This is a genomic window from Rhodococcus sp. P4_F5 (genome assembly GCF_056401315.1).
The window spans coordinates 1-16,656 of sequence record NZ_JBFUJP010000021.1; the positions used below are offsets into that span (position 1 = coordinate 1).

At 72.9% G+C, this 16,656-nt stretch carries 1 protein-coding gene; it reads right to left on the reverse strand.

The genetic code is table 11. From position 1 onward, the window contains the following. Positions 1–16,537, reverse strand: a 16,537-nt coding sequence (locus tag AC1DU4_RS11045; RefSeq protein WP_477839749.1) for an amino acid adenylation domain-containing protein, incomplete at its 3' end; no start/stop codon positions are given. Positions 16,538–16,656: the final 119 nt, after the last annotated feature.

Consider the following 16,656-nt stretch of genomic DNA (forward strand, 5'->3'; position numbering starts at 1 on the left):
CGGCCGGCGCGCGCCCGCGGGCGAGCTCCGCCGCCTCCTCGCGCGCGAACGCCCCCGCGATGTCGATGTCCCCGACCCGGACGGACGGGTCCGCCGCGACCGCCGCGAGCACCCGGCCGAACATGTCCGCAAGTGCCGTCGCGGTGGATTCGTCGAACACGTCGGATGCGAACAGCACGTCGCCCGTCAGTCCCGCCGGAGCGCCGGAGTCGTCGAATCGCTCGCCGATCCCGAACTGGAGGTCGAACTTCGCCTCGCCCATGTCGACCTCGAGCACCTCGGCCGTCAGGCCAGGCAGGCCGACGCGGGGCCGGTCGACGTTGCGGAACTCGAGCATCACCTGGAACAACGGGGCGTACGACGTCGACCGCGCCGAGGCCGACCTCTCGACGAGCCGCTCGAACGGGACGTCGGCGTGTGCGAAGGCGTCCACGTCCGCCTCGCGCGTCCCGGCGAGCACCGCGTCGAACGGCGCCGCCGGATCGACCGCGGTGCGCAGCACCAGCGTGTTCACGAACATGCCGACCACGTCGTCCAGTTCGGCCTCGCCGCGCCCGGCGACCGGGGTTCCGACCACGACGTCGCGGCCGGCCCCCACTCGGGACAACAGCGCCGCGAGTGCGGCGTGCACCACCATGAACAGCGTCGAATCGTGCCGGCGCGCGAGTTCGGTGAGCCTGCGGTGGACGCCGGCTTCCACCGAGAGCTCGACCCGCCCACCGCGCGTCGAGCGCCGGGGCTCGCGCGGACGGTCCAGCGGCAACCCCGTCACCGGCGGCGCCCCCGCGAGTCGGTCCTCCCACCAGGCAATCTCGCCGGCAACGCGCGAGTCCGGGTCGTCCCGGGAACCCAGCGTCGCGTGCTGCCACACGGCGAAGTCCGCGTACTGGACCGGCAGCGGTCCCCAGCCCGGCGCGGCGCCGCCGACCCGGGCCGCGTACGCCGTCGCGACGTCACGGGCCAGGGGTCCGACCGAGAACCCGTCGGCCACGATGTGGTGGACCACCAGCACGAGGACGTGCTCGTCCGGCGCGGTGCGCAGCAGGCGCACCCGCACCGGGACCTCGCGTGCCACGTCGAATCCTTCGTGCACGATCTCCCCGACGCGGGCGGTCACCCGGTCCGCGGTGACCGGCTCCGGCGTCAGGTCCCCGACCACGCCGGGCGCGGGCACCGTCACCTGGGACGGGCCGGCGGCCGAGGACGGGAACACCGTCCGCAGCGATTCCTGCCGCTCCACCACGTCGACCAGGGCCCGCCGCAGGGCCGGGCCGTCGAGTCTCCCCGAGAGCCGCAACACCATCGGCACGTTGTACGCGGCCGACGCCGGATCGAACTGGTTGACGAACCACATGCGTTCCTGTGCCAGCGACAGCGGGATGCGGTCGGGCCGGACGCCCGTGCGCAGCCCGTCCCCGGGCAGTGCGGCGGCGGCCGCGCACCGCGGCGCGAGCGCAGCCGCGGCCGGGCAGTCGAACAGGTCTCGCAGCCCGATCCGGCTGCCCAGCACGCGGTTGATCCGGGCCACCGCCCGCGTCGCGCTGAGGGAGTTGCCGCCCAGCGCGAAGAAGTTGTCGTCGACCCCCACCGTGTCGATGCCGGTCACCTCGGCGAACACGGTGACCAGTGCCGCCTCCGTGGCGTTGCCCGCTTCCCGGAATCGCGGTGTCAGCGAGGCGAGTTCCGGTTCGGGCAGTGCGGCGCGATCCAGCTTGCCCACCGGGGTGAGCGGGACCGCGTCGAGCGTCACCACCGTCGTCGGCACCATGTGCGCCGGCAGGCGCCCGCCCGCGAAGTCCATGAGGGCGGCGACGTCGACGCCGTCCGCGGAGTTCGGCACGACATACGTCACCAGCATCGGGTCGCCGACTTCGCGTGCCCGCGCGGCCGTGACGGCGAACCCGACCGCCGCGTGGGCGGCGAACACCGCGTCGATCTCCCCGAGCTCGACGCGCAGCCCCCGCACCTTGACCTGGAAGTCGCTGCGGCCCAGGTAGTCGAGTGCTCCGTCCGGCCGGCACCGGACGACGTCGCCGGTGCGGTACACCCGGCTGCCGGGCGCGCCGCGCGGGTCCGGGACGAATCGCGCGGCGGTCAGCGCGGCCCGCCGGTGGTATCCGCGGGCCAGTCCCGCGCCCGCGATGTACAGCTCACCCGGCACGCCGGCCGGGACCGGTCGCAGGAAACCGTCGAGGACGAGCAGGTCGGTGCCGTTCACCGGGCCCCCGATCGGCACCCGCGCCCCGGGCACCAGGGGCGCGCTGATCGTCGTCAGGATCGTCGACTCGGTCGGCCCGTATCCGTTGAGCATCGTTCGTCCGGGCGCCCAGTCGGCCACCAGTTCCGGGCCGACGGCGTCGCCCGCGACGACCAGCACGTCGAGGTCGTCGAGGCGGTCGGGCTCGACGGTGGCGAGCACGGCAGGCGTGATGCAGGCGTGGGTTATCCGCTCCCGGCGCAGCAGTCCGGCGAGGTCGGCCCCGCCGTACACGCGCGGCGGCGCGATCACCAGCGTCGCGCCCGCAGACGCGGCCTGCAGCAGCTCGAGGACCGAGACGTCGAAGCTGGGCGAGCACACGTGCAGGCAGCGCGCCGCGGCCGGAATCGCATAGTGCTCGCGCTGCGCGGCGAGCAGGGACGACAGGCCGCGGTGGGTGACGCTCACACCCTTCGGCCTGCCCGTCGATCCCGACGTGTAGATCAGGTACGCCACGTCGTCGACGTGCACCGGGCTCGGCCGCTCCGCGTCGTGGACGGCATCCGCCGGCCGTGCGTCGACGTCCGCCTCGCAGTCCGGATCGTCGAGCACCAGCCAGTGCACGGAGTCCGGCATGCGCCCGTGATCGGCGTCGAGCACCAGTCCCACCGCGGCGTCGGAGTCGGTGAGCATGTGCTGGACGCGGGCGGGCGGGTAGGTCGGATCCACCGGGACGAACGCCGCACTGGTCTTCGCCACCGCCCACACGGCCGTCACCGAACGCGCCGACCGCGGCAGGGCGATCGCCACCACCGCGCCCGGTCCCGCCCCCGCGTCGATCAACTGCCGCGCCAGTCGATTCGACTCCGCGTCGAGGTCCCGGTACGACAGCCGCGCGTCCTCCGAGTCCACCGCGACGGCGTCGGGCTCGATCCCGGCCCCGGCGACGAGGATCTCCGGCAGCGGGCGCGGCGGACTCGCCGCACCGCCGCGGATCGGCGCGGCCGCGGCCCGCTCGTCCGCGGACAGCAGTTCGACCCGGGCGACGGGGTGCGCCGTCTCGTGTGTCACGGTCGCGAACGCGCGCCGCAGCCGGTCGGCGATCGATTCCACCTCGGCCGGGTCGAGCAGGTCCGGCCGGTACTTCAGGACCAGCCGCAGCCGCTCGTCCATGCTCGCGAGCACGGTCAGCGGGTAGTGCGTGGCGTCGAAACCCTCGACGCCCGCCACCCGCAGGCCGGCGACGTCGGTGTCGCTCGCGAGCGCCGAGCGGTCGACGGGGTACGACTCGAAGACCGTCAGGGTGTCGAACACCGCCGCCGGACCCGCCTCCCGCTGGATGTCGGCGAGCCCGACGTGGTGGTGGTCGAGCATCGCCGCCTGCTCCGCCTGCACGCGGCTCAGCAGCTCGCCGACGGTCTCGCGGGGATCGAACTCGATCCGCACCGGCACGGTGTTGATGAACAGCCCGATCATCGACTCGATCCCGGGCACCTGTGGCGGACGGCCCGACACCGTCGCACCGAACACCACATCGGTGCGTCCGGTCAGGGCCGCGAGCGCCAGCGCCCAGGCGACCTGGACGACGGTGTTGGCAGTCACCCCGCGCTCCCGGGCGGCCGTCGCCAGCGCCTCGGTCTCCTCGGCGGGCAGCGTCAGGGTCACCTCCCCGGGTTCGGCCGGAGCCGCGACACCGTCGAGCGGAGCCTGCGGAGCGAGCACAGGCTCGTCCCGCGGCACCAGCAGCGTCGGCCCGTCGACTCCGGCCAGGGCCCGGCGGTACGCCTCGACGCCGGAGGCGTGGTCCTGCGCGGTCAGCCACGTCAGGTAGTCCCGGTAGTCGCCCGCCGGGGGCGGCTCCCGGTCCGCGGCATAGAGGGTGAGCAGCTCTTCGAGCAGCAGCGGCGTCGACCAGCCGTCCAGCAGGATGTGGTGGTGGGTGAGCAGCAGCCGGTACTCCTCCGTTCCCGTTCGGGTCAGGGTGAAGCGCAGCAGCGGTGCGCGGTCCATCACGAACGGCGTCGCCCGATCCGCCGCGAGCAGTTCCCGCCAGCGTTCCCGACCCGTCGCCCCGTCGAGTCCGGACAGGTCGATCTCATTCCAGGGCACCGGAATCCGGCCCTCGACGACCTGGTACACGTCACCGGCGTCGTCCTCCACGAAGCACGCCCGCAGGTTCGGGTGACGATCGAGCAGAGTCCGCGCGGCCCGGCGCATCCGCTCCCGCGACGGTCGGCCGTGCAGCTCGACGACGAGCTGGACCATGTACGCGTCCACCGATCGCTCCGCGAGACGGGCGTGGAAGAGCAGTCCGGACTGCAGCGGGGTCAGCGGCCACACGTCGGTCAGCCCGGGCCGGCGCGCCTCGAGGGCGTCGATCGCCGTCTGGTCGAGCGGGACGAGATCGACGTCGGACGGGGTGAGACCGCCCGCGCCGGGGCTGTGGGCGTACGCGGCGAGCGCACCCAGCGCCCGGTGCCACAGGTCGGCGAGCCGGTGCACGTCGTCGGCATCGAGAACTCCGGTCGGGAACGTCCAGGACGACTGCAGGACGGCGCCTCCCGGCCGCGGCACGAGCCCGGCCGCGATGTCGACGACGGCCGTCACGGGCATCCGTGGTTCGTGGGCGCCGCCGAGCCCGTGCCGCCGGGTGGGCAGCCACGCCTGCGGATCGTCGCCGGCGCCCGCCGTGATCCGCCCCAGGTAGTTGAGGACGATCTGGGGCTCGCGCCACCCGCGCACCTGCGGCCCGGGTTCCCCGGCCAGTTCACGGAGCAGCCCGTACCCGATCCCCCGGTCCGGGATCGCCCGCAGCGCCTCCTTCACGAGCTTGACCGCCGCGCCCGCCGCCGCACCCCCGGTGAACGCCTCGGCGAGATCGATCGACGACAGGTCCGGGCGCACAGGCGACAGCGTGGTGAACCAGCCGACCGTGCGCGTCAGGTCCGCACCGGGCACCGCCGGCTCCTCCCGCCCGTGCCCCTCGACGCCGAGCAGGACGTCGGACCTCTCGACGCCCCGCTCGCCGCGCCAGCGGACCACCGCCATCGCGAGCGCCGTGAGCAGCCCGTCCAGCACGGCGGCGTGGAGCGACTCCGGCAGCGCGGTGAGGACGGCATCGGTGATCTCGGGCGGCGCCTCCAATGTCAGCACCTCGCTCGTGGCCGCGACATCGCGCGCGGGATCCAGCGGCCGCGACCCGATCGTCGGGTCCGGGCCGCCGAGGATTCGCTCCCACATCGGCAGTTCCGGGACCCGCTGCGGGGCAAGTTCTTCCAGCGCGATCGCCCACCGGCGCATCGACGTGCCCACCGGCGGCAGCGCGGGCACCCGCCCCTCCGACGCCTGCGCCCACGCCGATGCCAGGTCCGCCACCAGCACGCGCCACGACACGCCGTCGACGGCGGCGTGGTGGACGACCAGCAGCAGCCGGCCGGTGCCGGACGGCCCGTCGAACCACACGACCTGCACCATCGTGCCTGCGGCCGGATCCAGGCGGTCGGCCGCGGTATCGGCCGCCGCGGCCACGCGCACGTCGAACGCGGCGTCGTCCAGTGAATCGACCTCGATCCGCGTCACCACGTCCCGGGCCGTGACGCCCCCGACGCCGGGAACCGTCATTCGCCAACCACCGGGGCGAGCGGAGCGACGGGGTGTGTCACCGTCGGTGTCGCGGTCGCGGCTGAGCCGGGCCCGGAGCATGTCGTGCGTGTCGAGGACCGCCTGCACCGCGACCTCGAGCGTGGCCCGGTCGACTCCGTCGGGCAGCGCCAGCAACACCGACTGGGAGAACCGGTCGATCCGGCCGGCGCTGCGGCCGAGCATCCACGCGAGGATCGGGGTGAGCGGCACCTCCCCGACACCGCCGCCGGGCAGTTCTTCGAGCGTCGACGGACGGGGGGCGGAGTTCGAGTCGGCCACCGCGGCGAGCCCCGCGACCGTGGGGTGGTCGAACACGTCACGCGGTGTGAGAGACAGCCCCGCCGCCTTCGCGCGCGCCACCAACTGGATCGACATGATGCTGTCGCCGCCGAGGGCGAAGAACGAGTCCTCCGTCCCGACGGTGCCGCGCCCGAGAACGTCCGCGAACAGCCGGCGCAGGGTCTCCTCGGCCGCACCGGACGGCGCCCGGCCCACCGACACCTCCGCCCCGTGGTCGGGCGTCGGCAGGGCCGCCCGATCGAGCTTGCCGTGCACGGTCATCGGCAGCGCGGGAAGCACCACGATGTGTGCGGGGACCATGTACCCGGGCAGCCGCGCCGCGAGGGCCTCGTGCAGGCGCGCCGTGTCCACCTCCGCCCCCGCGGCGGCCACCACGTACCCGACCAGCCGGTCTCCCCCGCGCCCGACCGCACGCACGTCGGCCACCGCCTGACCGACGGATCCGTCTGCCGTCAAGCACGATTCGACCTCACCGAGCTCGATTCGATTGCCGCGCACCTTGACCTGACGGTCGCCGCGCCCCAGGCAGACCAGCCGACCGCCGCCGGTCCAGCGCACGAGGTCTCCCGTGCGGTACATCCGCTCGCCGGAATCCCCGCCGGGTTCGGCGACGAACCGGCCGGCCGTCAGCCCCGGACGACGGTGGTAGCCGCGGGCCAACGCCGGGCCCGCGAGGTACAGCTCGCCGGGCACCCCGACGGGTACCGGCTGCAGCCTGCGGTCGAGCACTCGCACGCGGAAACCCGGTGCCGGGCCGCCTATCGTGACGGGATCGCCCGGGAACAAAGGGTCGCTGACGCTCGCCGCGACGGTCGCCTCCGTCGGCCCGTACGCGTTGTACATCCGCCGTCCCGGGGCCCAGCGGGCCACCACGTCGGGCGGGCACGCCTCGCCGCCCGACAGCACGCACACCAGGTCGTCGAGTCCGGCCGGATCCGTCGCCGCGAGCGCCGTCGGCGTGAGCATGCAGTGGGTCACCCGCTCGGCCGCGAGCAGATCCCTCAGCTCGCCGCCGCCGTACACGGTGGGCGGCGCGATCACCATGGTCGCACCCGCACCGAACGCGAGGAGCAGCTCGAGGATCGATGCGTCGAAACTGGGTGATGCGCAGTGCAGTGTCCGGGAGCGGGGCGTCGTCCGGCACCGCCGCTGCAGGTGGTCGGCGAACGCCGCGAGACCGCGGTGAGTAACCGTCACGCCCTTCGGAGTTCCCGTCGATCCGGACGTGTAGATCAGGTAGGCCGCGTCGTCGAGCCGCAGCCGGGCGGTCCGTTCGGTGTCGCGGATCGGTGCGGCGGCAGCGGGTTCGCCGATCAGGCGGCCGGCGTCGAGCGTCCACCAGCGCGGCTCGTCTGGCAGGGCGTCCCGGGACCGCGCGAGCGTCAGCCCGAGGATCGCACCCGAATCGTCGAGCAGGAAGGCGAGCCGCTCCGCCGGGTGCGCCGGGTCGACCGGGACGAAGGCGGCCCCGGTCTTCGCGACGGCCCACAGGCCGATCACGAACTCGACGCTGCGGGGCATGGCCAGCGCCACCACCGACCCCGGGCCGACGCCCGTGTCGATCAGGCTGCGGGCGAGCCTCGTCGACGCGCGGTCGAGGACGCGATAGGAGATCTCCCGGCCGTCGAATCGGATCGCCGGCGCGTGCGGATCGATCGCCGCGCCCGCCGCGAGCACCGCGGCCAACGTGCGCGGCGGCGTGCCCGGCACCCCCTCCACCGCGGTGAGCGCGGCGCGCTCGGCACCGTCGAGGATGTCGATGTCCGCCACCGGCAGGTCCGGGGACTCGGCCGCCGCCTCGAGGATCCGCACGAACCTGTCGGCGAGGGTCCGGGCGGTGGCCTCGTCGAACATGTCGGTCGCGAACACCAGGCCGGCGGCCATTCCCGCTCCGCCGCCCGCGGCGTCGAACTCCTCGGCCACGGTGAGCTGCAGGTCGAAGTTCGCGGCCACCTCGCCGGGGTCGAGTGCCTCCACCCGCAGACCCGGCAGCGCGAATTCCGGCGGCGCGATGGTCCGGAACTCGAGCATCACCTGGAACAGCGGCGTATGCGCGTGCGAGCGGGGCGGATCCAGCGCGTCCACGACCCGTTCGAACGGGATGTCCGCGTGCGTGAACGCGCCCAGATCGGTCTCCCGGACCCGGTGCAGCAGCTCACCGAACGAGCAGGCGCCACCGACATCGCAGCGCAGGACGAGGGTGCCCACGAACATCCCGACCAGGTCGTCGAGGGCGGCGGCGCCGCGGCCGGCGATCGGGGTGCCGATCGCGATGTCGTCGGTCCCGGCGAGCCGGGACAGCAGGGCGGCCAACGCCGCATGCACCACCATGAACACGCTTGCATCGCGGCTGTGGGCGAGCGCGATCAGGCTCCGGTGCAGCCGCTCGTCGACCGCGAACTCGACGCGCCCACCGGACTGCGATCGGTCCGCCGGCCGGGGCCTGTCGCTCGGCAGGTCCAGTACCTCGGGCAGGCCCGCCAGGGTGGTGGTCCAGTAGTCGAGCTGACGGGCGAGCGGGGACGACGCGTCGTCCTCGGTTCCGAGCCAATCGCGCTGCCACAGTGTGTAGTCCGCGTACTGCGCGGTCAACGGCGGCCACCGTGGCGCGCCGCCGCGCAGGCGCGCCGCGTACGCGGCGGCCACGTCGCGTGCCAGCGGGTTCAGCGAGAAGCCGTCGGCGAGAATGTGGTGCAGCACCACGGTGAGCACGTGGGTCGTCTCGTCGACCAGAAAGAGGCTTGCCGACAACGGGACCTGTTCCGCAACGTCGAAGCCGCGTGCCACCGTCGCCCGCACCCGGGAGCGCAGGTCGTCGGCGTCGAGCACCCGGGCGACCTCGAGTCCGGACTCCGCGAGCTCGGCCGGCAGGATCTGCTGCCTGGGCCCGTCGTCGGTGAGCGGGTAGACCGTGCGCAAGGATTCGTGCCGGGCGACGACGTCGCCGAGCGCGGCCCGCAGCGCCTCGGCATCGAGGTCGCCCGACAACCGCAGCGAGAACGAGATGTTGTAGGCCGGGGACTCCGGATCGAACTGGTTGACGAACCACATCCGCTGTTGCGCCGGGGACAACGGGATCCGGGCCGGCCGGGCACGCGCGCTCAGCGGTGGCCGGCGCACCCCGCTGCCCTCCCCTCCGACCCGCCGGGCGAGCTCGGCGACGGTCGGGCCGTCGAAGACGTCCCGGATGCCGAGCGCGGCGCCGGTCGCGTCGTTGATCCGGGCGACCAGTTGCGCCGACACCAACGAATTGCCGCCGAGCGCGAAGAATCCGTCACCCGCGCCGACCCGATCGACACCGAGCAGATCGGTGATCACGCCCGCGACGATCTCCTCGACCGGGTTCCGCGGCGCGACGTAGGAGTGCTCGGCGACACCGGGTGCGGGCAGGCTCGCGCGATCGAGCTTCCCGTGCGCGGTGACCGGCAGCCGGTCCAGGATCACCACCGCCGACGGCACCATGTAGCCCGGAAGCCACTGGGCGACGGACGCTCTCACCTCGTCCGGATCGAGGACCGCACCGCCGTCCGGCACCGCGTACGCGACCAGCCGGATCCCGACGGGGCCCGCGTCGGTGACCACCACCGCGGACCCCACCCCGGATACCGACGCGAGTGCCGACTCCACCTCGCCGAGCTCCACCCGGTATCCGCGCACCTGCACCTGGTGGTCCGAGCGACCCGCGTATTCGAACGTGCCGTCCACCCGCCACCGGCCCAGGTCGCCGGTGCGGTACATCCGGGTGCCGGACCCGGCCGGGTCTGCAACGAACCGCGCAGCCGTCTCCCCCACGCGACTCGGGTAGCCCCGCGCCAGCTGCGTGCCCGACACGTACAGCTCCCCCACCACCCCGGGAGGCACCACGTGCAACCGCTCGTCGAGCACACGCACCCGCAGCCCCGGCAGCGGGCGGCCGATCGACCCCCGGCCGCGGCCCACCGAAGCCCTGGTCAGCAGGTCGTGGGTCACGTGCACGCAGGTCTCGGTGATCCCGTACATGTTCACCAGCTGCGGTGTGGAATCCCCTCGGCGCGCGAACCAGGCGGTGAGCCGCGCCGGATCCATCGCCTCCCCGCCGAAGATCACGTACCGCAGCCGCAGCACCGCGGCGTCCCCCTCGTCGGCGCGTGCCCGCTCGGCGTCGGCCAGCTGGTAGAAGGCGCTCGGGATCTGGCACAGGACCGTGACCGCCTCGTCCTGCAGCAGCCGCAGGAGGTCGCGTGGCGAGCGAGCGGTGATCTGGTCGACCAGCACCACGGTGGCGCCGTGGATCAGCGCTCCCCACAGCTCCCACACCGCGAAGTCGAAGGCGTACGAATGGAACATCGTCCACACGTCGTCGCCGTCGAATCGGAACAACTCCTGCGCACTGCCGAACAGCGTGGTCACACTTCGGTGCGACACCGCCACCGCCTTGGGGCGTCCGGTCGATCCGGACGTGTAGATCACGTATGCGAGCGAATCCGGGTGCAACGGCGCGGTCCGGTCCGCATCGGTCACCGCCTCGGGCGACAGCTCGTCGAGCGCAGTCGCCACCCGGGGATCGCCGAGATCGACAACCGGAATGTCGTTGCGACGCACAGCCGAACCGTTCTCGGCACCGTCGACCAGGACGCACGCCGGCGACGCGTCGGCGAGTATGTAGGCGATGCGGTCCGCCGGATAGTCCACGTCCACGGGAACGTAGGCGGCGCCGGTCGTGAGGACCGCGAGGAGTGCGACCGGCAGATCGTCCGAACGCGCCGTCGCGACGGCCACCAGAGAGCCCGGTCCGACGCCGTGACCGATCAGCAAGCGAGCCAGCGTGTTCGCGCGCGCCGCCAGCTCGGAATAGCGGACGCGCCTGGCGCCGGAGACGACCGCGCAGGCGTCCGGGTTCCGTGCCGCGGCACGCGCGAACAGCTCCGGCAGTGTGGCCGCCGGCACCACGCGGCCGGGCCGCTCCCGCGCCGCGAGCGCCCTTTCCCGCTCGTCCGTGATCACGATGTCTCCCACGACCGCGGTCGGGTCGCTGGCCGCCACGGCGAGGACCCGCACCAACCGATCGCCGATCCCGGCGACGGTGGCGCGGTCGAACAGGTCGGTCGCGTACTGCAGGGCCACGGACAGGCCGGCGGCGCGACCCGAGTCGTCGAACCGTTCCCGCACTCCCAGCTGGAGGTCGAACTTGGCGACACCCGGGTCCACCTCGACTGCCTCGGCGGACAGTCCCCGCATCGCCACCGTCGTCGGCGCGCCGTGCTGGAACTCGAGCAGCACCTGCACCAGCGGCGCGTACGTGGGCGACCGGTCCGAGGCGAACTCGTCGACCAGCCGCTCGAACGGCAGATCGGCATGGGCGAAGGCTCCCAGGTCGGTCTCGCGCACTTGGGCGAGCAGGTCGGCGAACGTGGTCTCGGGACGGACCGTGCTGCGCAGGACGAGGGTGTTGACGAACATGCCGACGATGTCGTCCAGTTCGGGTTCGCCGCGGCCGGCGACCGGTGTGCCCACGGCGACATCGGACCCGGCGCCGAGCCGGGCGAGCACCACCGCGAGCGCCGCGTGCAGGACCATGAACAGCGTGCAGCCGTGCTCGCGCGCGATCCGGACCAGGTCACGGTGGACCCCGGCCTCCACGTCCAACTCGATCCGGTCGCCGGACGCGGTCGTACGCGGGGATCGGGGGCGGTCGTGCGGCAGCGAGATCGCCGCCGGAAGGTCGGCGAGCCGGTCACCCCAGTAGGCGAGTTGCCGGGCGGCGAGTGACTGCGGATCGTCCTCCGCCCCGAGCAGTTCGTGCTGCCACAGGGCGTAGTCGGCGTACTGCAGCGGCAGCGGATCCCACTCGGGTGCGCGACCGGCCACCCGCGCGGCGTACGCCGCCGCCACGTCTCGGGCCAACAGCTCGACGGACTGCCCGTCCGCCGATATGTGGTGCAGCACAACGGCCAGGACGTGTCGACGCGACCCGGTCCGCAGCAGCACGATTCTCAGCGGAACCTGCCCGCGGACATCGAAACCGGCGGCGGCCGTCGCCGCGACCGTCTCCCCCACCCGCTCCGGGTCCACGACAACGGGTGTCAGGTCGACTGCCACGTCCGACGCCGGCAGGATCACCTGGCACGGCCCCCTCGCATCTGCCGGGAACACCGTCCGCAGGGCCTCGTGCCTGTCGATCACGTCGTTCAACGCGGTCTGCAGCGCCGCACGGTCGAGCTCGCCCGTGAACGTCACGGCGAACGGAATGTTGTAAGCCGGCGACGCAGTGTCGATCTGGTTCACCAGCCACATCCGCTGCTGCGCCGGGGACATCGGGAGCCGGTCCGGGCGGTCCCGCGCAACGAGCGCAGGTCGCTCCCGCACCGGCCGACCGGGGTCGGCGTTCTCGAGGATCCGATCGACGTGGTGTGCCAGTCCCGAAACGGTCGGTTCCGCGAACAGGTCACGCACGCTCAGCCGCACCGGCAGCGCCACATTCACCCGTCCGATCACTCGCGTGGCGACCAGGGAGTCGCCGCCGAGATCGAAGAAGCTGTCGTCGACACCGACGTGTTCCTCGCCGAGCAGATCCGCGAACGCCGCCGCGACCGTCTCCTCCGTCTTGCTGCGCGGCGCCTGATATCCGGCGGACGTCCCGCGGAAGCGCGGTTCCGGCAACGCGCTGCGGTCCAACTTGCCGGCGGGGGTCAGCGGGACCCGGTCGAGTGTGACGAGGGCCGCGGGCACCATGTACGCGGGCAGCGACTCGGCGGCGTGAGCGAGGAGCTCGGCCTCGTCGATCTCGGCGCCTGCCGCGGGTCGCACGTAGCCGACCAGCACGACGTCCCCGGAGGGACGGGTGTACCCGGTGGTCGCCGCGAACGCGACACTCGGATGCGCCTGGAGCACGGCATCGACCTCACCGAGCTCGATCCGGAAGCCACGGATCTTGATCTGGAAGTCGCTGCGGCCGAGATACTCGAGCTCGCGCGCGGCCGTGTTCGAGGTCGCGCCGCTCGCCCGAGCATGCCACCGCACCAGGTCACCGGTCCGGTACATCCGCCCGCCGGTGGCACTGAACGGGTCCGCCACGAAATGGTCCGCGGTCTGTCCCGGCCGGTGGTGGTAGCCGCGGGCCAGCCCGTCGCCCGTCACGTACAGCTCCCCCACCGCCCCCTCCGGCACCGGCTGCAGCCGCCTGTCCAGGACCATTTCGCCGCATCCGCGGGACGGCCCGCCGATGGTGACGGTGGCGCCGGGCCGCAACGTGGTGCTGATGCCGGCGACGACGGTGGTCTCGGTCGGGCCGTACGCATTGAACATCCGGCGACCTGCACTGCGGGAACTCGGGGGTGTCGGCGCGCCTCGGGAACCCGGGGGTGTCGGCGCGCCTCGGGAACTCGGGGGTGTCGGCGCGCCTCGGGAACTCGGGGGTGTCGGCGCGCCTCGGGAACTCGGGGGTGTCGGCGCAGCCCACTGCCGGACCAGCTCGGGCGGACACACGTCACCGCCGGTGACCACGCAATCGAGGTGATCGAGTCCGGCGGGATCGACGGATGCGAGCGCGGCGGGGGTGACGAAGGCGTGCGTGACCCGCTCGCGGCGCAGCACGTCCGCCAGTTCCTCGCCGCCGAACACGTTCGGCGGGACCACGACCATCGTCGCGCCGGCCCCCACCGCCATCAGCAGTTCGAGCACGGACGCATCGAAGCTCGGCGAGGAGAAGTGCAGGGTGCGCGAGTCCGCGGTGATCGCGAACCGTTCGCGTTCCTCCGCGGCGAGGTTCGCCAGCCCGCGATGGGTGACCACCACGCCCTTGGGCACCCCCGTCGATCCGGAGGTGTAGATCAGGTAGGCCGCGTCGTCGAGATGCACCGGCCGGGTCGCCGCGACGCGGGAGAACGGGGGGTCCGGCTGCGCGATCGGGTCGTCGAGGACCAGCCACGTGGTGGTCTCGGGCAACCCGTCGCGGTGGGCGCGGACCGTCAGGCCGATTCCGGCGCCGGAGTCGGAGAGCATGTGCTCGATCCGATCCACCGGGTAGTCCGGGTCGACGGGCAGGAAGGCGGCCCCGGTGCGCGCCACCGCCCAGACCGCGGTCACCGACTCGACCGAACGCGCAATCGCGAGGGCCACAACGGAACCCGGACCGACTCCGTGATCGAGGAGACGGCCGGTCAAGCTGTCGGCGAGCTCGTCGAGCTCACGGTAGGAGAGCCTGCGCCCGTCGGCGACGACCGCCTCGTGGTCCGGATCGACCGCGACCGCGTCGGCGAGGATCTGGGCGAGGGTCCGCGGGGCGACGTCGGCCGGACCCTCCACCGGGGTCAGGCCCGCGGCCTCCGCAGCGGTCAGGATGGGCACGTCCCCCACCGGCCGGTCCGGATCCTCGGCGACACCGGCGAGCAGGCGCTCGAACCGGTCGATCAGGGCGGTGACGGTGTGCTCGTCGAGCGCGGCGTTGTCGTAGGTCAGTCGCGCGTCGATGCCGGCGGGCGCGCCCTGCGCGGTGAAGTGCTCGGTCAGGTCGACCGTGAGTTCGGTGTCCTCCGGAGCGATCGCGGCGGACGGGGCGGTGTGGACGCCGAACGTCACGCGAGGCCGGGGCGCGCCCAGCGTCTCGACGACCCGCTCGATCGGGGTCTCCGGGTGCGCGAAGGCGCGGCGCTCTCTTTCGCCGGTCTCTAGCACCAGGTCGGTGAACGCGGCGGACGGGTCGATCGGGGTGCGCAGCGCCACGGTGTTGCGGGTGGGGGTGCTGTCGGGCCGGGCCGGCACCGGGGCGGCGACGACGATGTCGTCGACGTCGGTGAGCCTGCTCAGCACCGCGGCGAGTGCGGTGTGCAGCATGGTGAACGGCCCGACGTCGAGGCCGCGGGCGAGCGCCGTGGCCGCGGTGTGCAGGTCGCGGTCGAGTACGCGCGCGACCGAGCCCCGACCGGTCCGGCCGGTCGGCGCCGGGCCGGCGCGGGGCAGCACCGCCGATTCCGGCTGCCCGGCCAGCTCCTGCGTCCAGAAGGCCAGCTCGGCGGTCTCGCGCCGCATGCGCTCCCCGATCCGGGCCGACTCGGCATGGAGGTCCGACACCACGGTGTTCGGCTCGGCGGCGAGCAGGGCCTCGACCAGTTCGACGAAGCGCCGGTGATGGGTGCGCAACTCCTCCGCTTCGTATCTGTTGGGGTTGCCGCGGAAGTCGACGAGCGTCCGGGCGGGCGAGCCGCTCTGGTAGATGTTGACCAGCAGGTCCCGCACTGGTCCGGAGGTCACGATGTGGTACTCGCCGACGATCGACCCGAGGGTGATCTCCTGACGGAAGAGCATCACGTTGACCATCGGCCCCGACAGTCCCTGCCGCGCGCCGGTAAACCCGGCGTCGCGCCGGATGTCCTCGAGGCTGCACCTCTGGTGACGCAGCGCGCCCATCAGTTCCAGCTGCACCCGCCGCACGAGGCCGGCGACGGTGTCGTCGGGATCGACGGTGATCCGGAGCGGGGCGACGTTGACGAGCATGCCGCCGGAATGCTGTAGCGGCGCGGTGGTACGCGCGGACACCGGTATGTTCACCAGGACGTCGCGGCTGCCCGTCATCCTCGACAGGTAGCAGGCGAACCCCGCGATCAGTACGGCCGCGGACGTGGCGCCGACCAGGGCGTCGGAGGAGTTCAGCCGATCGAGCGCCGCGTCGGTCAGCCGTGCGCTCTCCAGCCGGCTGCGGGCCGCGGCCGGGCCGTCCCGGTGCGCGAGCGTGGAACCGCCCTCGATCCCGCGCACATGCTCCGCCCAGTACTCCCGGTCGCCGTCGAACCGGCTCGACGAGCGGTACCTCTGGTCCAGCTGGTAGAGCGTGCGCAGGTCGAGAGCCCGGTTCGGTTCCGGCTCGACACCCTTGGATGCGGCGGTGTAGAGGGCCGCGACCCGGTTCAGCATCGTCATGCCGCTGTAGCCGTCGAGCGCGACGTGGTGAATTCGCGTGTACCACAGGTAGTCCCTGTCGCCGACCTGGAGGATGGTCATCTCCACCAGGCGGTCCCGCGTCAGCTGGATCGGGGTGACGTAGTCGTTGTCGATCCACGCATGCGCCGCGCCGAGCGGGTCCTTCTCCTGCCGGAAGTCGAACAACGCAATCGAGGTGTCGATCGAAGGGTCGACCATCTGGCTCGGTTCCCCGCCGGTGTCCACCAGACGCAGGAACGGCGACTGGAACTCACGGGCCGCGGTCACCGCCGCCGAACGCAGCAGGTCGAGGTCCACGTCGCCGTGCAGTTCCACGTACTGCGCAATGAAGATCGGCGCCGTCGGGCTGAGCTGCTGACCGAACCACACGCTTCTCTGGACCGCAGACAACGGAAACGCGTCCGACGAGCCGTACGGTTCGGGTACGACTGCCGGCGGCTGCGCGGCGTCGCGGTGCGGATCAGGCGATGAGACGTTCTCCATCCGGATCCTCACGCAGTGGGAATCACTTCATTATCGGCACAGGCTGCTCGTTCAGGGTATAGGGACGCGGCGGTCGTCGCCTCAATTGGTCGGCGCGAGGAGCAGGTGCTTCACGGTGT